The organism is Devosia limi DSM 17137 (assembly GCF_900128975.1).
In the GTDB taxonomy this organism is placed as follows: domain Bacteria; phylum Pseudomonadota; class Alphaproteobacteria; order Rhizobiales; family Devosiaceae; genus Devosia; species Devosia limi.
In genome coordinates, this window is sequence record NZ_FQVC01000021.1 from 19,428 (window position 1) to 37,235 (window position 17,808).

Consider the following 17,808-nt stretch of genomic DNA (forward strand, 5'->3'; position numbering starts at 1 on the left):
CGACACGGAAGCCCCGGGAGACCGGGGCTTTTTTATTGGCGAAGGAGACTTGGCATGGCGATGAAACTGGGCAAGGACGAGCACAGGCTGCTGGCATTGTGGGCGGCCGATTGCGCCGAGCATGTGCTGGCGCAGTTTGAAGGCAAGCGCCCAGGCGATGTGCGGGCGCGCGACGCAGTCGTCGCGACACGCGCCTGGGCCAGGGGCGAACTGCCACTGGCGCTGGCCCGCAAGACGACGTTTTCGGCCCATGAGGCGGCGCGCGACGCGATCAATCCCGCCGCTCGAGCCGCAGCCCGGGCGGCAGGCCATGCCGCAGCCGCCACGCATGTGGCATCGCATGCCTTGCATGCGGCCAATTATGCGGTGGATGCGGCCGAAGCTGGCGGTATCGATCCGGACGCAGAGCGCGCCTGGCAGGATGAGCAGCTACCAGACGCGTTGCGGGCTATTCTCTACCCAGAGGACTAAGCAGCCATTCCCGGCGCTCCACGGCGCCGCAAATCGCCCCAGGCGAGCAGGCCGATGGCGATGGCGGCGACAGGAATGGCCAGCGTATTGATCGCCTGCCAGCCGATAAACTGCAGCAACAGGCCCGAGCCGATGGAGGCGATGGCGCTGGAGCCGAAGACAACCTGCTCGTTGACGGCCTGCACGCGGCCGGCTTCTTCGGGGCGATAGGCAGCGGTCAGCATGGAGGTCGAGCCGATGAAGCCGAAATTCCAGCCGAGGCCAAGAAGGATCAGCGTCAGCGTGAAGTGACCGACGCTGATGCCGTTGAGCGCTATTACGGCGCAGATGATGATCAGCACGAGGCCTATCGCCGTCACGAGATGGGCACCGATGCGGCGGATGATGGCGCCGGTGACGAAGCTGGGGGCAAACATGGCCACCACATGCCACTGGATGGCGCCGCTGGCCTCCTCGGGGGAGTGACCGCAGAAGCGGACCATGGCCAGAGGCGCAGCAACCATGAGCAGGGTCATCAAGGCGTAGGTGACGGAGGCCCCGATCATCGGCAGGACGATTTCGGGCTGGCGCAGCAAGACGCGCAGGGGCCGCCCAGTGCCGGTGGTGCCGTTGGCGACGACGGTCGGCGCAAGGCGCGTCTGGGACAGCACCGCGATGGACAACAGCGCCAGCACGACGATGACCAGGAAGCTGGCAGCGTATTCGGAGCCTGGAATCCAATTGCGGGTGATGGAGCTCAGTTGCGGACCGAAAAAGCCGGCCGCGACGCCACCGAACAGCACCCAGGAAATGGCGCGGCTCTTGAGATCGGGCGCGACGCTATCGGCAGCAGCAAAGCGGATCTGCTGCACGAAGGCGCCGGTTGCTCCGATGAGGAAGGTGCCCAGCGCGAAGATGATGAAATTGGCGAGGATGATGCCCAGAGCCGCCAGCAGGGCAGCGGGGATCGCCAAGGCCGCGCCGAGCATAAGACCGCGGGTGCGGCCGAGGCGGTAGATCAGCCTGGTCGCGATCTGGGTAGCCAGGGCCAGCCCGAGAATCGAAGTGGTGACCGGCAGGGTCGCCATGGCTGGATCCGGCGCGAAGCTGACAGCGGCCAGCGCTGCCACCGTCATGACGATGGAGGAGTTCGACCCGCCCAGCGCCTGGACGGCGGAGAGCAGCCCGATATTGCGGACGGATTGGCTTCGGGAGGCAGCGGCGCTCATGGACATCTCGGGACAGAGCTAGAATCAGGCAAGGCCATATGGCGCCCTCCCCTGGGGGAAAGACCAGCCCAATATGACCAGCCCGGCTCCTATTTGGTCTCGGTCATGTCCGAGCCGGCCTCGCGGGCGATCGCATCGAGAACGCCGTTCACAATGCCGGTGGCGTCGTCTTCGTAGAAGGCCTTGGCGACATCGACATATTCAGTGATGACGACGCGGGGCGGAATGTCCTTGCGGCGGAGCAGCTCGAAGGCGGCAGCGCGCAGGATCGCACGCAGGGTCGCATCGACGCGTTCAACCGGCCAGCCATCGGCCAGAGCGCGGTCGACGGCGGGGTCTATCGCGAGCTGATGCTTGGCAACGCCAGAAACGATCTGGCGGAAGAAATCGGCATCGGCGGGCAGATATTGCTCGCCTTCGATCTCGCGGCCGAGGTGGAAGGCGCCGAACTGGGACAGCGTGTCCTCCAGCGTGGCACGGCCAACATCCATCTGGTAGAGCGCCTGCACGGCGGCAAGGCGGGCAGCGCCGCGCTGGTTGGCGGGGCGCTCGATCTGCGGGTCGCGTTTGGGTGCGTCGGCCATTATGCGTTCAATCTGGCTTTGAGGGCGGCCATGGCAAGAGCAGCACGGGCAGCTCCACCGCCCTTGTCCTGGTCTTCGACCAGGGCGCGAGCCCATGCCTGACCTTCATTTTCAACGGTGAGGATGCCATTGCCGAGCGGCAGTGCATCGACGACCGAGAGTTCCATCAGCGCGCGGGCGCTTTCATTGGAGACGATCTCGTAATGGGTGGTCTGGCCGCGGATGACGCAACCAAGGGCGACAAAGCCATCGTAGTCGCCGGCCTCGATCGCCATGGCGATGGCAGCGGGGATTTCCAGCGCGCCGGGCACCGTCACCACGTCAAAGGTCGCGCCCGAAGCGGTGAGCGCCTGCGAGGCGCCCTTGAGCAACTCGTCGGCGATCTCTGTGTAGTAGCGGGCCTCGACAATCAGGAAATGCTGGCCATCGGCAGAGCCGGGCTCGATAGGAAAATTGGCGCCGTGGGAGGCCATTGGGAGCAGTCCTTATTTGCGGAAGTCGCCGAGGGTTTCAAACAGGCGCGCGGCGTAGCGCGCCATGGGGTCAACCTCGATATTAACGGTGTCGCCAACCCCATAATCGCCCCACGAGGTAACTTCAACCGTATAGGGGATCAAATGGACTGAGAAGCGGTTGCCTTCGACATTATTGACGGTCAGCGAGGTGCCATTGAGCGCCACACTGCCCTTTTTGGCAATGAAAGGCGCAAGGGCGTCGGTCACGGCAAAGGTCAGGGCTATCTGCTCGCCGGTGACTTCCTTGCCGACAATCTCGGCCATTCCATCGATATGGCCGGAGACGATATGGCCGCCCAATTCGTCGCCGATCTTGAGCGAGCGCTCCAAATTGATGCGGCGACCGGGCTGCCATTTGCCAACTTCGGTGACGGCGAGAGTTTCGAGGCCGGCGAAGACTTCGAACCAGTGCTGATCGTCATCAGTGCCCTTGTCGGTGACCGTCAGGCAGATACCGTCATTGGTGATCGAGGCGCCCATGTCGATCCCTGCGGGCTCGTAAGCGGTGCCGATGCGCAGCAGACGGCCGTCATTGCGGTCCTCGACCTTCAGGAGACGGCCAATATCGGTGACTATGCCGGTGAACATGCGATCCTCGTCAATAGGCGGGCTGGGCGGGCCGGCGATGCTAGTCGAAAACAGGTTCGGTGCGTTCGTAAAGAGTGACCATATCCTCGCCCAGGGGCTGATGGTCAACCTCGATGAGACCGGCGGCATCGAGCCAGTCGGTGATGGGGCCATCGGCACTGGCCTGCAGCCCCGCAAGACCGATGACGACCGGGCTGGTCAGCAAGGCAAAGCGATCGACCAGATTGGCGGTGAGCAGTGCATCGGCGAGACGCGCCCCGGGCTCGACCAAAAGGTTCTGGATGCCCTTGGTGCCGAGCGCTTGCAGCGCAGCGACAAGATCGGGACGTCCGTCCTCACCGGCTACACGGATCACTTCGACGGAAACAGGAGCGTCAACGGGGGCGGCAGTTTCGGCAATGATTGCAGTGCGATAGCCGGTAAAGCCACCAATCAGATTCACATCGCGGCCAATGCCGTCAGCGCCGGCAAGGATGACGCGCAGGGGCGTGCGCTGTTCCATGCCGGGGATGCGGACGGTGAGCTGCGGATCATCGAGCCTGGCGGTTGCACCGCCGATCATCACCGCATCGGCAAACGCGCGCTGCATATGGGTCCACTGCCGGGCGGGCTCACCAGTAATGGCAACATTGCCAATATCGGGGCGACCGATCATGCCATCGGCCGAGACAGCGAGCTTGACGGTAACGAAGGGGCGCCCTGCCCGCTGGCGCATGGCGTGGCCGGCATGATGGCGGCGCGATGGCTCGTGATTGGCCAGGATGACTTCGACGCCCGCTGATTCCAGGCGCTTGATGCTCTCGCCAGCGGTACGGGGATCGGGGTCCCCGGTTCCGATGACGACGCGCATGATGCCCGAGCGGATCACCGCGTCAACGCAGGGCGGCGTGCGGCCCCAATGGTGGCAGGGTTCGAGCGTCACATAGAGCGTCCTGCCGCCCGCGTCATAGCCCGCAGCCTCCAACGCCAGGTATTCGGCATGGGGCCGCCCGCCCCTGGCGGTGACAGCGCGCGCGATCAACATCTGATCGATGGGGTCAACTACCAGGGCGGCGACGGCAGGATTGTCAGCAGTGGTGCCGAGATAGGGCGAAGCAAAGCGGACGGCGGCATCGAGCCACCGCACGTCCTCAGCGGTGGGCTGGTTCAATCGTCGTCTGCTTGGATTGTATCCTTGCCGCCGTTTGCCAGCTCGGCAAGGAACGAGCGGAAATCGTCGGCAGCGGAGAAATTCTTGTAAACCGAGGCAAAGCGGACAAAGGCCACGTCATCGAGGCCCTTGAGGCCGTCCATGACATATTCGCCGATCTGATCGGAGGTGACTTCGACATCGCCCAGGCTTTCCAGCTGGCGGACGATGCCGGAGATCATGCGCTCGATGCGCTCGGGCTCGACCGAGCGCTTGCGCAGCGCGGTGTAAACCGAGCGCGCCAGCTTTTCACGATCGAACGGCACCTTGCGGCCGGACTTCTTGACCACGGTGAGATCGCGCAATTGCACGCGCTCGAAGGTGGTGAAGCGTCCGCCGCAACCATTGCAGATTCGCCGGCGCCGGATGGCGCCGGAATCCTCGGTCGGGCGGCTGTCCTTGACCTGCGTATCGTCGTTTCCGCAATAGGGACAGCGCATTGAAAACCCTTACTGATAGATCGGGAAACGGTTCGTGAGTTCACGAACCTTGACCGCGACCTGCGCTTCGACAGCGCCATTGTTGTCTTCGCCATTGGCCGCCAGACCATCGAGCACTTCGATGATCAGTTCACCAACCAGCTTGAATTCGGCTTCGCCGAAGCCGCGAGCGGTAGCCGCCGGAGTGCCCAGACGGATACCCGAAGTGATCGCCGGCTTTTCCGGATCGAACGGCACCGCATTCTTGTTGCAGGTGATGCCGGCACGTTCCAGTGCCTTTTCGGTGGCCTTGCCGGTCAGTCCCTTGGGGCGCAGATCGACGAGCATCAAATGGTTATCGGTGCCGCCGCTGACAATATCAACGCCGCCCTTAACCAGCGTTTCCGCCAGAATGTGAGCATTGGCGACGACCTGCTGGGCATAAGCCTTGAACTCGGGCTGCAGCGCTTCCTTGAAGGCCACGGCCTTGGCGGCAATGACATGCATCAGCGGTCCGCCCTGGATGCCAGGGAAGATCGCCGAATTGATCTTCTTGGCGATGGCCTCGTCATTGGTCAGAATCAGGCCGCCGCGCGGGCCGCGCAGGGTCTTGTGGGTGGTGGTTGTGGCGACATGGGCATGCGGGAACGGGCTGGGATAGACACCGCCCGCAACGAGCCCGGCCACATGGGCCATATCGACAAACAGCAGCGCGCCGACTTCATCGGCGATGGCACGGAACTCGGCCCAGTCCATGAAGCGCGAATAGGCCGAGAAACCGGCAACGATCAGCTTGGGCTTATGTTCGCGAGCGAGCTGGCGAACCTGATCCATGTCGACGCGGCCGTCCTGCTTACGCAGGCCGTACTGAATGGCGTTGAACCATTTACCGGACTGGTTTGGCCTCGCGCCGTGGGTCAGGTGACCGCCGGCATCGAGCGACATGCCGAGGATGGTGTCGCCGGGCTGAACCAGCGCCTGATAAACACCCTGATTGGCCTGCGAGCCGGAGTTTGGCTGCACGTTGGCGAATTCAACGCCGAACAATTGCTTGGCGCGTTCGATGGCCAGCGTTTCGGCAACGTCGACAAACTCGCAACCACCATAGTAGCGCTTGCCCGGATAACCTTCAGCGTACTTGTTGGTCATGATCGAGCCCTGCGCTTCAAGCACGGCGCGCGAGACGATATTCTCGGAGGCGATCAGCTCGATCTCATGCTGCTGGCGACCCAGCTCATTTTTGATCGCGCCAGCGATTTCGGGATCGCTCTCGGCCAGCGACGCGCTGAAGAAATTCGGAAAGAGCGGAAGGGACTGGGCAGCGCTCATCGGACGGTTACCTCGCGAGAGATGAAACTGATCGGCATGGCTGTGGCCTTATCACGTCGCGACATGCGATTCCAAGGCTGTGAAAAATGACATGGACTCATGGGGGCTCCCCTGGTTGTGAATGGGTGCCCAGGCGAGCGGCATTACAAGGTTCGCGTTCCCCGATGGTTCACCATCTCTTCTCGCCAGTCGCGCGAACACTTCTCTTATGTCGCAGAACGCGCCGAAGGGAAAGAGGAAGCATGTCGCAGCTCAGGCAAACTTGCCCGGCGTAACGGCACGGACGACGGGAGCAGCCGTCTCCTCACCCAGCTTGCGGCGCAGTTTGGCCAGGGCCAGTTGCTGCATCTGGATGCGATTGGCCGATATCGGGGTGATGACGATGACCTCGACGCCGGTGGCGCTATCGATGGCGGCGACACGCATTTGCTGGCCGACCTGCACAAACTCGAAAAAGATCTGGGATTCGGTCATGTGCGGGGCCCCTGCTCTGCCGGAAGGATAACGAGATTCCCCAGAAATGCGAACGCCCTCCACAATGGGAGGGCGCCGGCCGGGACTGTCTGAGACATCAGGCGTCGAAGCTGATCTTGCCCTGGGAGTCGAACTGATAGACGTCGTCGCGGAAGCTGACGGTGCCCTGCTTGTTGGCCCAGGCCGTGATGTAGGTGGTGTGGATCGGCACAGGGGTTTTGACCGAAACGTCAAGGCGCTCATTGGAGGCAAACGTCGCGTCGACGCGGCCCTGATCCCAGTCCTTATTGTCGCGCAACACCCAATTGACCAGCTGGTTGACGCCATCGACGCGCACGCAGCCCGACGAATGGAAGCGGGCATTTTCACCGAACAGTGCCTTGGACGGGGTATCGTGGAGATACACGTCGTGCGGGTTATGGAAGTTGATCTTGCAATGGCCCATGGAGTTTTCGGCACCGGGCTCCTGACGGAACATATAGTTGACCGCCTCGTCCGTGGTCCAATCGATCTGGGTCGGTGAGATTTCGTTGCCCTTGCCGTCATAGATATGGATGCGGAACTTGGTCAGGTATTCCGGATCTTCCTGCATGTATTTCGTCAAATCGGCGCGGATGATCGACTTGGGCACATGCCAGTAAGGATTGAAATTGATCTGGTGGATCTTGCTTGCCAGGATCGGGGTAGCGCGTTCAACACGGCCAACGACGGCGGTGTGGCGCTGGGCCACCATACCACCTTCAACGGCCTCGATGGTTGCAGCGGGAATATTGACCACCACGTAGCGATCCGAAAGCTTGGCCGCAATGGCCTGGACGCGCTGGAAATTGAGATAGAGCTGACCGAGGCGGTTCTGCGCCGGGACCGCCATGGCGTACCAGGTCGGCTCATCGACCTGGCCGTTGACGATCAGGCCGTGACGAGCCTGGAAGGTGCGGACGCCGCGGTCGGTGGCTTCATCGAACAGGTCATTGGCGCGCTCCACGACGGGCATATCGCCCGAAGACATCAGGCGGCGCTTGAGGGCAATCACCGACCTGCGGTTATTGCCGAGGACCAGGCCGTAGATTTCCTGCGGCACCTCTTCCCAGCCGCCGGCGGCCACGAAGGGTTCGTACTGGGAAATCGCCAATTGGAGATTGTGGGCGGTATCGAAGGACAGGATCGGCTCGTTAGTCGCAATCAACGCCTCGGCCGCAGCAGTGTTGCCGCCCCGGTCAGCATCACGCAGCACGCGATTGCGCGCGAACATATCGAAAATGCTTTCGCCTTCCTGGGCGCGAGCCACTGACGGCAGAGCCGCCGACACGCCGACCATGGCCATTGAACTGAGGAGAGTACGTCGATTCAGCCGCATTGATTCACCCGAAATACCTAGCCGCCAGTGGGCCGGTTTTTACCATCGCGTCCCGCAGCCCACAACGTGGTCAAACCGATGTGAACTTTTAGACTCTGGAAACTATACGCGGGAAATGGTTTCAAACCACACAACAGCAGTCAAATACGCCACTTTACGGCGCAAATAAGAAACGCCGACCCAAAGGCCGGCGTTTGCTGTTCTGTGTGGCACAGGCGCAACAGGCGTTGCGGGCCTTGCTTGCTTACAGCTTGTAGAGGATCTGATCGACCCAGAAGCGCTCGAGGCGGGCCAGCGCCTTGTTGAGGCCGTCGAATTCATCGTCGCCCAGGCCGCCGACCTTGTCGATGGACTTGAGGTGACGGTCATAAAGCTCGTCGATCACTTCAGCGACTTCCTCGCCCTTCGGTGTCAGCTTGATGCGGACCGAGCGGCGATCGGTGCGGGAGCGCTCCTGGAAGATATAGCCGGTCTCGACCAGCTTCTTGAGATTGTAGGAGACGTTCGAGCCGAGGTAGTAACCGCGCGAGCGCAGCTCGCCGGCGGTCAGTTCCGCATCGCCGATGTTGAACATCAGCAGGGCCTGAACCGGGTTGATGTCATCCCAGCCCATGCGGTCGAACTCGTCCTTGATGAGATCGAGCAGCCGACGATGCAGACGCTCGACCCGCGAAACGGCTTCGAGGTAGAGCGGCTTCAGGCTCTGGGAACGTTCCGGGACCATTGCCTCGGCTGCGTTAGATTTGATTGCCATTTGTGCCTCACTGTTTTCAGTCTGTGCGATTTTTCGCATCTCATGAGGCCAAACTACGGCCCCCCACCTAAGATCGCCCTAAGCCGCACGCTTAAAACTATCTTACTGAAAAAGTTCGGGAATTTGGCTTTACGATTGGTTACACCAGGTCAGACAATTGTAACCTAAACGGGGTGTGAACGGGGATAGCGTGGGTAAGCCGCCATCCCCGGGCTTGTATCAGGCGCGAGATAGCATGGCGCGGGCGCCCACCAGCTTGAGCAGCAGGACACCGGCAACGGCCAGTCCCTGGCCGGCGATAAAGACCAGGCCGAACAGACTCATGGTGAAGCCATAGATCAGCAGTAGCGCGGCGCTGCCGATCACCCAGCTGATATCGACGAACAGATGCAGGGCATAGGCAGGCCGAGGCAAGCGCGGGGCGCGGGCAGTCCAGATGTTGAATGCGGCCCAAGGGAGCAGGACCAAGCCGATGGCCAGCAAGAACTCCGCCGGCAGGGGCCAGCCGACCATGGCGGTGAGGGGCATTGCGAGCAATGCGACCCCGACGCCCATCACAAACGAGACGGTGCCATCGAGCCAATAGACGAAGCGCGGGCCAAGGCGGGCGGCGGATTGAGCGAGAACAGTCATCAGTAACACTCCGGTTTCGGGTTTTGATGATTGAAGGTTGTCGCCGGGAGGTCATGGTTTCAATTACCTTGGAGGTAAGTGCAAAGCAGCAGGTGCTGCGGCAGGCTCGGGAAAACGGGGGCGGTAATGGTTGGAGCGATGCTGAGAGAGTGGCGGAGCCTGCGCGGCATGAGTCAGTTGGACCTGGCGCTGAGCGCCGATGTGTCGGGGCGGCATGTCTCGTTTCTGGAAAGCGGACGGGCGCGGCCGAGTGCCGAGATGGTGTTGCGGCTGGCCGAGGCGCTGGCCATGCCGTTGCGGGAGCGCAATGGCTTGCTGGTGGCGGCGGGGTTTGCGCCGCAATTCGGCGACAGCGACTGGAACTCGCCACAGATGACGGAGATCCGCCGAGCTGCGGGGATGATCTTGGCGGGGCATGCGCCCTACCCGGCGATGGTGCTGGATGCGGCGCTCAATGTGCTGGAAGCCAATGCGGCGGCGATGGCACTGTTGGGCGACGGTACCGGCGTGCCGGAGCAGCTCAATCTGGTGGATCTGGTGTTCATAGCGGGGCCGGTGCGGGCCGCGATCGGCAATTGGGACGAGATTGCCGGCTACCTGATGCACCGGATGCGCGAGGGCGTGCGAATGCGTGGACCGCAATCGGCGATTGGAGTGGTGATGCGGCGGGCACTGCGGCAACCGGGCGCGGATGGCCTGACGGCCAGACCGAAGTCCGGGACGGTGTTGTTGCCGTTGGTGTTCAACAATGGAGGCGAGGAGACCCGCTGGTTTACCACCGTGACCAGCTTTGGTGCCCCGCAGGACGTGCTGGCCGAGGAAATCACCATCGAGCAGTTTCACCCGGCATAGACGGATCAGTCGCTGGCCTGGGCGCGATTGAGGCGAATACCGAGCACGAAGATGATGAGAATCGAGGCGAGCAGAACCAGCCGCACGGCGAAGCCGAAGGCGCTCATCTGCACATCGGGATTGCCGAGCAGATAGAGGAGCAACTCGATGCCGGTCGCGCCGACGAGCAGTACCGCCCCCCAGCTGGCCTTGATCCACAGGCCGACAGCCGCGAACAGGCGCGTCAGGGCGAAGATGGCCAGATAGACGAAGCCGGTCATGCCCATGGTGGTGATCGGGCTGACGGAGCCGAGCTGAACGCCAAGCAGGCGCGCCGCATCGTTGAGCCCGAGCAGCAGGCTGATGATGGCAACGATGCGGATATAGATGCCGATTGGCTGAGCGTTGAAATCCATGCGCGATTTCTAGACCCACAGTTACGGCGCGACAAGCCACGACAAGCAAGGGCTTGCGCAGGGCGACAAGCAAGGGCTTGCGCAGGGGCGACAAGCAAGGGCTTGCGCAGGGGCGACAAGCAAGGGCTTGCGCGTGCGACAAGCGGGAGCTTGGAGTGATTGCCGGTGGCTGATATTGAGGGCCAGCATTTTAGGAGACGCAGCATGGCCGAGCAGTGGAACAAGCACGACATGGAGTTCCTGGGCGGGCGGCGGTTGCGCCGGGCCCGGCAGACGGCCTGGAGCCGCGCCATGGTTCGCGAGACCGTGCTGACCCCATCGGACCTGATCTGGCCGCTCTTCGTCATCGAAGGGCACAACGAAAAGACCCAGATTCGCACCATGCCGGGTGTCGAGCGGCTGAGCGTCGACCTGTGCGTCGAGGCGGCCAAGGCGGCGCGCGATGCCGGCATTCCGGCGCTGGCGCTGTTTCCCAATACGCCCGACCATCTGCGCAGCGAAAACGGCGCCGAGGCCTATAACCCAGACAACCTGATGTGCCGCGCCCTTTCGGCTATCAAGAGCGCGGTGCCGGAAATCGGGCTTATCGCCGACGTGGCGCTGGATGAATATTCGAGCGATGGCCAGGACGGGCTGGTGCGCGATGGCGAGATTCTCAATGACGAGACCGTAGCGGTTATGGTGCGTTCGGCGCTGGTGCAGGCCAAGGCCGGCGCCGACATCATTGCGCCGTCCGACATGATGGACGGCCGCGTGGCGGCGATCCGCGAGGCGCTGGACGATGGCGGTTTCGAGCAGAAGCAGATCATGGCCTATGCGGCCAAGTATGCCTCGTTTTTCTATGGGCCATTCCGCGAGGCAGTGGGCACGGGCGCGCGGCTCAAGGGCGACAAGCGCACCTATCAGATGGACCACGCCAATTCCGACGAGGCGATGCGCGAAATCGAGCAGGACATTGCCGAGGGCGCCGACAGCGTCATGGTCAAGCCCGGCCTGCCCTATCTGGATATCGTGCGGCGGGCCAAGGACAATTTCAACATCCCGATCTACGCCTATCAGGTGAGTGGCGAGTTCGCGATGATCGAGATGGCGGCGGCGGCTGGGGCGATCGACCGCAAGGGCTCGATCCTGGAAAGCCTCTATGCCTTCAAGCGGGCTGGCGCCAATGGCGTGTTGACCTATTTTGCGCTGGAAGTGGCGCGCGATCTCGGTCGGTAACCGAACAGCTTCGCTTCTGCTGCCCGGGGTTACATTTCTGTGCCTTGCGCTCTTGCAGCGCCGGGCACGGATAACAATGTGATGCATATGAACGATACCCAGAATGCCCGCCCCGCCCTGCCCGATCCTTCGACTGCTCCCGAGCTGTTCGAGGGGCTGCTGACGCGCCGTGTGACGGCCTATGTCATCGACCTGGTGATCATGGGCGCCATCGTGGTGGGGCTGAGCATTGTTGGCTTGATTGCCGGGTTCCTGACCTTCGGCCTGGCCTGGGTAGCGCTGGCCATTGTCGTTCCCGCCGCTATCGTAATCTATTATGCAGCCACGCTGGGCTCGTCGCGCCGCGCCACCATTGGCATGCAGATGATGGATATCGTCCTGACCCCAACCCGCGGGTATCCGCTGGACGGCTGGATGGCATTCCTGCATGCGGCGCTGTTCTGGCTGACATTCTGGATCTCCTGGCCGGTATCGCTGCTGTTCGCGCTGTTCACGCCGCGCCGGCAGATGATCCACGATCTGGTGATGGGCACGATGATGGTGCGTCGCTCGCCAATGATCCGCCATTGGCAAGCGGCCCGCAGCGGAGCCTATTCTTCCTCGTATTGAGGCGTTGCGAGCAGAGCGGCGCAGGACTACACTGTCCGGATGCCATTTATGAGCCTCCGATGACCGACCAGACACCGGAAACCACGCAGCTATTTCTGACCGCTGCAATGCCCTGCCCCTATCTGCCGGGGCGGCAGGAACGGAAACTGTTTACGCACCTGACGGGGCGACGGGCATCGAGTCTGCATCATCTGTTGAGCGAGAATGGCTTTCGCCGCAGTCAGAACCTGATTTATCGACCGGCCTGCGAAGGCTGCAATGCCTGCCAATCGGTGCGTATCGTTGCGGCCGAGTTCGCACCGTCCGGCCGTTTCCGCCGGGTAGCGGCCAAGAATGACGATCTCTCGGTCGACGTAAAGGCCCCTGCGGCGACCAGCGAACAATACGATCTGTTCAAGCGCTACCTGGAAGCGCGCCACTCGGGCGGTGGCATGAACCAGATGAGTTTCCTCGATTACGAATACATGGTCGAAGATACGCCGGTGCAATCGGTACTGGTGGAGTACCGGCTGCGCGACCATCCGGGCGAGCCGCTGGTGGCAGTGGCGCTGACCGACGTAATGCCCGATGGGCTGTCGATGGTCTACAGCTTCTATGACCCGGACCTGGCGCATCGCAGTCTCGGCACCTTCCTGATTCTCGACCACATCCAGCAGGTCCGCTCGGCGGGGCTGGGATATGTGTATCTGGGCTACTGGGTCAAAGATTCGCCCAAGATGGCCTACAAGGCGGAGTACCGGCCGCTCGAAGTCCAGAAGGGCCCGCTTGGCTGGTGCCCGCTCGACTGACCTGATTCTCTTTCCGGACTTTCCATGTCTCTGCTTTTGAAGCTGGTGCGCCTCGCTGTGGCGTTTGGCGCGCTTGGCGCTGCATTCCTGGCCATGCTGGCGTTTTTCGGCTTCATGGTTCCAGAACTCGACCTGTTGAACCATGCGCAGGCGCTGCTGTTTCCCGCGACAGTCATCGGCTTCGTGCTGGTGCTGCTGTTGCTGCGTGACCGCTGGCGCCTTGCCGTGGGCGGGTTCGTGGCATTGGGCCTGTTGGCATCGGCCAGTATCATGGTGCCTGAATTCGTCAACGCGGGTTCGGCGCGGCCGGCCCCCGAGAGCGGGCGGCAGGTGATCCGACTGATGACGCACAACATCTTCGGTATGAACTACGAGATGGAAAAGGTGAGCGCGGCGATCCTCGGCGAGGACCCGGACATCATCGTCCTGCAGGAGTATTTCGGAGAACAGGCGAGCGCGCTGCATCCGCTGTTGATCCAGCGCTATCCCTATTGTGTGCGCTGCAAGGGCGGCAAGCGGGCCAATCTGGGGCCGTATTCGCGCATTCCCTTCGAGCAGTTCGAGGACGGTGCCTGCCCGGACAATGCCTATGTGACCGAGCGGACAGCCCATATCCTGGCACGGTTCAGCACGGAGGAGGATAAGTCCTTTTCGGTGATGACGACGCATATGGACTGGCCGCTGCCGGTGGCGCGGCAACGCCAGCAGCTTGACGCAGTGCGGGGCGTGGTGGATTCCATCGAGGGCCCGGTGATCCTGGCCGGGGACTTCAACTCGACGCCCTGGTCCTACGCGTTGCGTAATTTCGTCGAGGACGCGGGGCTGATCCGGCAGACGGTGAACCTGGCGACCTATCCGATGCGCTGGTTCTACTTCCGGGCCTGGCGGGATACCCTGCCCTTCCTGCCGCTGGATCATGTGATGACGCGTGGCGGCATCGTGGTGCATGATGTGCGGACCGGCACGCGTACCGCCAGCGACCACCTGCCGGTGGTGATCGACTTCAGTGTCGACTAGGCGCTCGGCACGTCCATGTCGAAAACCATGAGTCCTGCCACTCCGCCCTCGAGGGCAGCCACGAGACGGGCGCCAGCGGCCTGGTGGGCGGGATCGACGAGGTAGCGGTCGCGCGCCGCCGCATCGACCAGGTCCATGATGAAGCCGTCGTCAAAACCCTTGTTCTGCCCTTCCGGCGAGATGTTGGGGCCGAAATCGGCTGACAGCAGGCCATCGATCCGGCCGACCAATGCCTTGAGCCCGGCATAGATGGCGGCGCGCTCGGCGGCGTCGACATCGGATCGGAACTTGACGAAAACGCAGTGACGGATCATCCGGTGAACTTGTTGTTGCGCGGGAAACCGTTGGGCGGCTGTCGGCCGGCCGAAGCGCGGTCGCTGATCCACTCGGTCAGGTCTTCCATCGGCTTGGTGAAGGTGCGGCCCGAGCTATCGGTCCAGGTCAGGCCATCGGCAGCGTAGAAGGTTTTGAGATCGGAAATGCCGCCATCCTTGTAGCGCTGCAGGCGGACGCCCTTGCCACGGCTCATTTCAGCAAGCTGGGTCAGCGGGAAGACGATCATCTTGCGGTTTTCGCCAATGACGGCAACGCGGTCGCCGACGCAGGGCACCAGCAGCTTGGCCTCGTCGGGGGCGCCGACATTGAGGATCTGCTTGCCCTTGCGGGTATTGGCGATCATCTCGTCTTCACCGACGATGAAGCCGTAACCGGACGAGGACGCGATGATGCGCTTGGCGCCGGGGCGGTAGATGAAGATATCGACGATATCCTGACCTTCCTCGATATCGACCATGATGCGGACCGGTTCGCCCTGCCCGCGGCCGCCCGGCAGCTTGTCGCCACCCAGCGTATAGACCTTGCCACCGGTGGTGAGCATCAGCAGCTTATCGGTGGTCTCGGCCTTGAAGGTGAGCTTGAGGCGATCACCGGCCTTGAAGCCCTTTTCGTCGATCTCGGTGGTGTGGCCCTTGAGCGCGCGGATCCAGCCTTTTTCCGACAGGATGACGGTGATCGGCTCGCGCTCGATAAAGGCTTCGGTGACCTCGGCCAGATCGGCCTTGGGTGCGTCCGCAAGGAGGGTACGGCGCGCCCCCAGCGCGGTATCCTTGCCATAGACGGTCTTGAGATCGCCGATTTCGGTGGCGATGGCGCCCCACTGGCGCTTATCGGAGGCAAGCAGCGCCTCGATATGCCCCTTCTCGTCGGTGAGGCTGGCATGTTCCTTGCGGAGCTCCAGTTCCTCGAGCTTGCGCAGGGAGCGCAGGCGCATATTGAGGATGGCTTCGGCCTGCACATCGGACAGCTCGAAGGTGGCCATCAGCTCGGCCTTGGCATCGTCCTCCTCGCGGATGATGCGGATCACCTCATCGAGGTTGAGATAGGCGATGATGTAGCCGCCCAGCACTTCGAGGCGGTGGGCGATCTGGCCGAGCCGGTAATTGCTGCGGCGGACCAGGACTTCCTTGCGGTGCTCAAGCCAGGCCCGGATCGCCTGACCCAGCGACATGACCTTGGGGATGGCGCCCTTGTCGAGCACGTTGAGATTGAGCGGGAAACGGGTTTCAAGATCGGTCGTCTTGAACAGCTGCTCCATCAGGATCACCGCATCGACGGTGCGGGCGCGCGGCTCCAGCACCAGACGGATATCGTCGGAGCTTTCGTCGCGGACGTCCTTGAGCAGCGGCAGCTTCTTGGCCAGCAGCAGCTCGGCGATCTTTTCGACGAGGCGCGACTTCTGCACGGCATAGGGGATTTCGGTGACGACGATCAGATAGACGCCGCGAGCGCTTTCCTCGATCTCCCACTTGGCACGCAGGCGGAACGAGCCGCGGCCGGTGGCATAGGAATGGGCAATGCTGCTGGCGCTTTCGACCAGAATGCCGCCGGTGGGGAAATCGGGGCCCGGCACGAAGTGCTGCAATTCCTGCGCCGTCGCATCGGGATGATGGATCAGGTGGAGCGCGGCTTCACACAGCTCGGCGACGTTATGGGGCGGGATCGACGTGGCCATGCCCACGGCGATGCCGGTGGAGCCATTGGCGAGCAGGTTGGGGAAGTTGGAGGGCAGGACGACGGGTTCTTCGTCTTCGCCGTCATAGGTCGGCTTGAAGTCGATGGCGTTCTCGCCAATGCCTTCGAGCAAACGGGTCGCCACGTCGGTCATGCGCGATTCGGTGTATCGCATGGCCGCGGCGCTATCGCCGTCGATATTGCCGAAATTGCCCTGCCCGTCGACCAGCGGATAGCGCAGCGCAAAATCCTGCGCGAGGCGGACCAGCGCGTCATAGATCGACTGGTCACCATGCGGGTGGAACTTACCGATCACGTCACCGACGATACGAGCGGATTTCTTGTAGCCCTGGTTTGGATCGAGCTTGAGCAGGCGCATCGCATGAATGATGCGACGGTGGACCGGCTTGAGGCCGTCACGCACGTCGGGTAGCGCACGCTGAGTGATGGTCGAGAGGGCATAGGAGAGATACCGCTCTTCCAGCGCCTTGCGCAGATCAACGATGCGCTGATCGTCGGCTGGCGGGAGGATTTCGGCGTCGGACATGTATTGGGGCTTCCCAGAGAACGAATCAGGAAGGGAGTATACCCAGACGGCGACAAATGCGCAGGTTTTGCGGCGGTTTCACGAGGTTTTGCCCAGCGTTTCAGCGCATTTCGCCGCCCGGCGGGCGAGCGCAAGCGCCGCTGGCCCGCGGTTGATGGACTGCGATACATGCGGCGAGACGGGCCTCATGAGTTTTGTAGATGCGAGACACCGCCTCGCCGCATGCCATGGGTTTTCTGGAACGAGCGAAGGACCCACCTTTTGAGCTTAGGCGGACACACAAAGCCTGGACCCAAGGGGAGGCGAAATCCCCCCTCTCCCATCTGCTCCCCACGGACCGTTTCGCGCGGCCCCGCAAGTTGTCGTGGCAGTAGTGGGGTGAGTATGGGGGTGTGGGGATGGGGCGGGGATAAGTTTATGGAGGGGCGTCGTCCTATCGCCGCTCCTGCATTCCAACCACTGCGCTGCCCACGGGCTTGACCCGTGGGTCGCTATCAGCGCGTGCCGTGTTGCGAGTGGCCCACGGGTCAAGCAACCGTGGGCATCATGGATTGAATGCGGGGTCAGATCTGGCGATGGCATTGAGGATTGTTATGAGTTTGCGGACGGTAGCGATCATGGCGAGCTTGAAGGGTTTTCCGCGCGCCCGGAGCCTTTGGTAGAAGCTGCCGAGCACGGGATCCTTGACCTTGATGGCGCTGAGCACAGCCATGTAGGCGATGTCGCGCAGGTGCTTTCGGCCGCCACTGCATCGCCCATTGCGATCGGAAGCGCCGGACTGGCGCGCATAGGGGGCCACGCCCAGAAGGGCCGCAGCGACCTTGGCGGAGACCTTTCCAAGCTCGGGCATG

At 62.5% G+C, this 17,808-nt stretch carries 21 protein-coding genes and 1 riboswitch; of the genes, 6 read left to right on the forward strand and 15 right to left on the reverse strand.

The features are described from left to right. The first annotated feature begins 54 nt into the window (after positions 1-54). Complete coding sequence (locus tag BUA69_RS20240; RefSeq protein WP_244468769.1) at positions 55-471, forward strand: putative immunity protein; 417 nt, start codon at positions 55-57, stop codon at positions 469-471. On the opposite strand, the gene BUA69_RS20245 is transcribed toward BUA69_RS20240, so the two are convergent. The 11 genes from BUA69_RS20245 to BUA69_RS20295 all read right to left on the reverse strand — a co-directional run bounded on the left by BUA69_RS20245 (position 468) and on the right by BUA69_RS20295 (position 9,521). Further along, the gene (locus BUA69_RS20245) at positions 468-1,679 is read right to left on the reverse strand and encodes an MFS transporter (protein ID WP_160300132.1); all 1,212 of its coding nucleotides are present in this window, start codon (positions 1,677-1,679) and stop codon (positions 468-470) included. The genes BUA69_RS20240 and BUA69_RS20245 overlap by 4 nt on opposite strands. 89 nt (positions 1,680-1,768) lie before the next feature. Next, positions 1,769-2,263 carry a transcription antitermination factor NusB gene (gene nusB / locus BUA69_RS20250; RefSeq protein ID WP_046135621.1) on the reverse strand — a complete coding sequence of 165 codons (495 nt, stop codon included), beginning with the start codon at positions 2,261-2,263 and terminating at the stop codon, positions 1,769-1,771. After that, complete coding sequence (locus BUA69_RS20255) at positions 2,263-2,736, reverse strand: 6,7-dimethyl-8-ribityllumazine synthase (RefSeq protein WP_046135622.1); 474 nt, start codon at positions 2,734-2,736, stop codon at positions 2,263-2,265. Before BUA69_RS20255 ends, nusB begins: the two co-directional genes overlap by 1 nt. A gap of 12 nt (positions 2,737-2,748) precedes the next feature. Then, positions 2,749-3,366 carry a riboflavin synthase gene (locus BUA69_RS20260; protein ID WP_046135623.1) on the reverse strand — a complete coding sequence of 206 codons (618 nt, stop codon included), beginning with the start codon at positions 3,364-3,366 and terminating at the stop codon, positions 2,749-2,751. Positions 3,367-3,406: 40 nt separating this feature from the next. Beyond that, positions 3,407-4,516, reverse strand: a complete 1,110-nt coding sequence (ribD, locus tag BUA69_RS20265; RefSeq protein WP_046135624.1) for a bifunctional diaminohydroxyphosphoribosylaminopyrimidine deaminase/5-amino-6-(5-phosphoribosylamino)uracil reductase RibD — start codon at positions 4,514-4,516, stop codon at positions 3,407-3,409. Beyond that, positions 4,513-4,995, reverse strand: coding sequence for a transcriptional regulator NrdR (gene nrdR, locus BUA69_RS20270; protein WP_046135625.1), 483 nt, complete (start codon positions 4,993-4,995; stop codon positions 4,513-4,515). Before nrdR ends, ribD begins: the two co-directional genes overlap by 4 nt. 9 nt (positions 4,996-5,004) lie before the next feature. Then, a complete protein-coding gene (gene glyA, locus BUA69_RS20275) occupies positions 5,005-6,303 on the reverse strand; it encodes a serine hydroxymethyltransferase (RefSeq protein ID WP_046135626.1) in 1,299 nt (432 codons plus the stop codon). A 120-nt stretch (positions 6,304-6,423) separates the two neighbouring features. Beyond that, positions 6,424-6,506, reverse strand: a riboswitch (ZMP/ZTP riboswitch). Between the two features lie 49 nt (positions 6,507-6,555). Continuing rightward, a complete protein-coding gene (locus BUA69_RS20280; protein WP_046135627.1) occupies positions 6,556-6,777 on the reverse strand; it encodes a DUF6898 family protein in 222 nt (73 codons plus the stop codon). A 97-nt stretch (positions 6,778-6,874) separates the two neighbouring features. Further along, a complete protein-coding gene (locus BUA69_RS20285; protein WP_046135628.1) occupies positions 6,875-8,134 on the reverse strand; it encodes a L,D-transpeptidase family protein in 1,260 nt (419 codons plus the stop codon). A gap of 244 nt (positions 8,135-8,378) precedes the next feature. Beyond that, the gene (gene ldtR / locus BUA69_RS20290; protein WP_046135629.1) at positions 8,379-8,888 is read right to left on the reverse strand and encodes a transcriptional regulator LdtR; all 510 of its coding nucleotides are present in this window, start codon (positions 8,886-8,888) and stop codon (positions 8,379-8,381) included. A gap of 219 nt (positions 8,889-9,107) precedes the next feature. Further along, on the reverse strand, positions 9,108-9,521 hold the full coding sequence (locus BUA69_RS20295) for a hypothetical protein (protein WP_052950589.1): 414 nt from the start codon (positions 9,519-9,521) through the stop codon (positions 9,108-9,110). Positions 9,522-9,659: 138 nt separating this feature from the next. On the opposite strand from BUA69_RS20295, the gene BUA69_RS20300 reads away from it, so the two are divergent. Next, positions 9,660-10,373 carry an MmyB family transcriptional regulator gene (locus BUA69_RS20300; protein WP_280136811.1) on the forward strand — a complete coding sequence of 238 codons (714 nt, stop codon included), beginning with the start codon at positions 9,660-9,662 and terminating at the stop codon, positions 10,371-10,373. Between the two features lie 5 nt (positions 10,374-10,378). Here the strand turns inward: BUA69_RS20300 and BUA69_RS20305 are convergent, their stop codons facing one another. Then, on the reverse strand, positions 10,379-10,768 hold the full coding sequence (locus BUA69_RS20305) for a DUF6163 family protein (RefSeq protein WP_046135631.1): 390 nt from the start codon (positions 10,766-10,768) through the stop codon (positions 10,379-10,381). A gap of 204 nt (positions 10,769-10,972) precedes the next feature. On the opposite strand from BUA69_RS20305, the gene hemB reads away from it, so the two are divergent. The 4 genes from hemB to BUA69_RS20325 all read left to right on the forward strand — a co-directional run bounded on the left by hemB (position 10,973) and on the right by BUA69_RS20325 (position 14,400). Beyond that, positions 10,973-11,986 carry a porphobilinogen synthase gene (hemB, locus tag BUA69_RS20310; protein WP_201777465.1) on the forward strand — a complete coding sequence of 338 codons (1,014 nt, stop codon included), beginning with the start codon at positions 10,973-10,975 and terminating at the stop codon, positions 11,984-11,986. Between the two features lie 87 nt (positions 11,987-12,073). Next, entirely contained in the window at positions 12,074-12,595 is a 522-nt protein-coding gene (locus BUA69_RS20315) for an RDD family protein (protein WP_046135642.1), read from the forward strand. 59 nt (positions 12,596-12,654) lie between these two features. Continuing rightward, on the forward strand, positions 12,655-13,383 hold the full coding sequence (locus BUA69_RS20320; protein WP_046135632.1) for an arginyltransferase: 729 nt from the start codon (positions 12,655-12,657) through the stop codon (positions 13,381-13,383). A 24-nt stretch (positions 13,384-13,407) separates the two neighbouring features. Next, on the forward strand, positions 13,408-14,400 hold the full coding sequence (locus BUA69_RS20325; protein ID WP_046135633.1) for an endonuclease/exonuclease/phosphatase family protein: 993 nt from the start codon (positions 13,408-13,410) through the stop codon (positions 14,398-14,400). Here the strand turns inward: BUA69_RS20325 and BUA69_RS20330 are convergent. From BUA69_RS20330 to BUA69_RS20340, 3 genes are all read right to left on the reverse strand, one after another. Next, entirely contained in the window at positions 14,397-14,714 is a 318-nt protein-coding gene (locus BUA69_RS20330) for a Dabb family protein (protein ID WP_046135634.1), read from the reverse strand. The two genes, BUA69_RS20325 and BUA69_RS20330, sit on opposite strands and share 4 nt — an antisense overlap. Beyond that, positions 14,711-16,957 carry a DNA topoisomerase IV subunit A gene (gene parC / locus BUA69_RS20335; protein ID WP_046135635.1) on the reverse strand — a complete coding sequence of 749 codons (2,247 nt, stop codon included), beginning with the start codon at positions 16,955-16,957 and terminating at the stop codon, positions 14,711-14,713. The genes BUA69_RS20330 and parC overlap by 4 nt, the downstream gene beginning before the upstream one ends. Before the next feature lie 544 nt (positions 16,958-17,501). Continuing rightward, positions 17,502-17,808: transposase (locus tag BUA69_RS20340; protein ID WP_072866513.1), on the reverse strand; the 307-nt coding region annotated here is incomplete at its 5' end.

Coding starts and splice junctions, on each gene's coding strand:
- BUA69_RS20240 (WP_244468769.1), top strand. CDS start 55: ATGGCGATGAAACTGGGCAAGGACGAGCACAGGCTGCTGGCATTGTGG.
- BUA69_RS20245 (WP_160300132.1), bottom strand. CDS start 1,679: ATGAGCGCCGCTGCCTCCCGAAGCCAATCCGTCCGCAATATCGGGCTG.
- nusB (WP_046135621.1), bottom strand. CDS start 2,263: ATGGCCGACGCACCCAAACGCGACCCGCAGATCGAGCGCCCCGCCAAC.
- BUA69_RS20255 (WP_046135622.1), bottom strand. CDS start 2,736: ATGGCCTCCCACGGCGCCAATTTTCCTATCGAGCCCGGCTCTGCCGAT.
- BUA69_RS20260 (WP_046135623.1), bottom strand. CDS start 3,366: ATGTTCACCGGCATAGTCACCGATATTGGCCGTCTCCTGAAGGTCGAG.
- nrdR (WP_046135625.1), bottom strand. CDS start 4,995: ATGCGCTGTCCCTATTGCGGAAACGACGATACGCAGGTCAAGGACAGC.
- glyA (WP_046135626.1), bottom strand. CDS start 6,303: ATGAGCGCTGCCCAGTCCCTTCCGCTCTTTCCGAATTTCTTCAGCGCG.
- BUA69_RS20280 (WP_046135627.1), bottom strand. CDS start 6,777: ATGACCGAATCCCAGATCTTTTTCGAGTTTGTGCAGGTCGGCCAGCAA.
- BUA69_RS20285 (WP_046135628.1), bottom strand. CDS start 8,134: ATGCGGCTGAATCGACGTACTCTCCTCAGTTCAATGGCCATGGTCGGC.
- ldtR (WP_046135629.1), bottom strand. CDS start 8,888: ATGGCAATCAAATCTAACGCAGCCGAGGCAATGGTCCCGGAACGTTCC.
- BUA69_RS20295 (WP_052950589.1), bottom strand. CDS start 9,521: ATGACTGTTCTCGCTCAATCCGCCGCCCGCCTTGGCCCGCGCTTCGTC.
- BUA69_RS20300 (WP_280136811.1), top strand. CDS start 9,660: ATGCTGAGAGAGTGGCGGAGCCTGCGCGGCATGAGTCAGTTGGACCTG.
- BUA69_RS20305 (WP_046135631.1), bottom strand. CDS start 10,768: ATGGATTTCAACGCTCAGCCAATCGGCATCTATATCCGCATCGTTGCC.
- hemB (WP_201777465.1), top strand. CDS start 10,973: ATGGCCGAGCAGTGGAACAAGCACGACATGGAGTTCCTGGGCGGGCGG.
- BUA69_RS20315 (WP_046135642.1), top strand. CDS start 12,074: ATGAACGATACCCAGAATGCCCGCCCCGCCCTGCCCGATCCTTCGACT.
- BUA69_RS20320 (WP_046135632.1), top strand. CDS start 12,655: ATGACCGACCAGACACCGGAAACCACGCAGCTATTTCTGACCGCTGCA.
- BUA69_RS20325 (WP_046135633.1), top strand. CDS start 13,408: ATGTCTCTGCTTTTGAAGCTGGTGCGCCTCGCTGTGGCGTTTGGCGCG.
- BUA69_RS20330 (WP_046135634.1), bottom strand. CDS start 14,714: ATGATCCGTCACTGCGTTTTCGTCAAGTTCCGATCCGATGTCGACGCC.
- parC (WP_046135635.1), bottom strand. CDS start 16,957: ATGTCCGACGCCGAAATCCTCCCGCCAGCCGACGATCAGCGCATCGTT.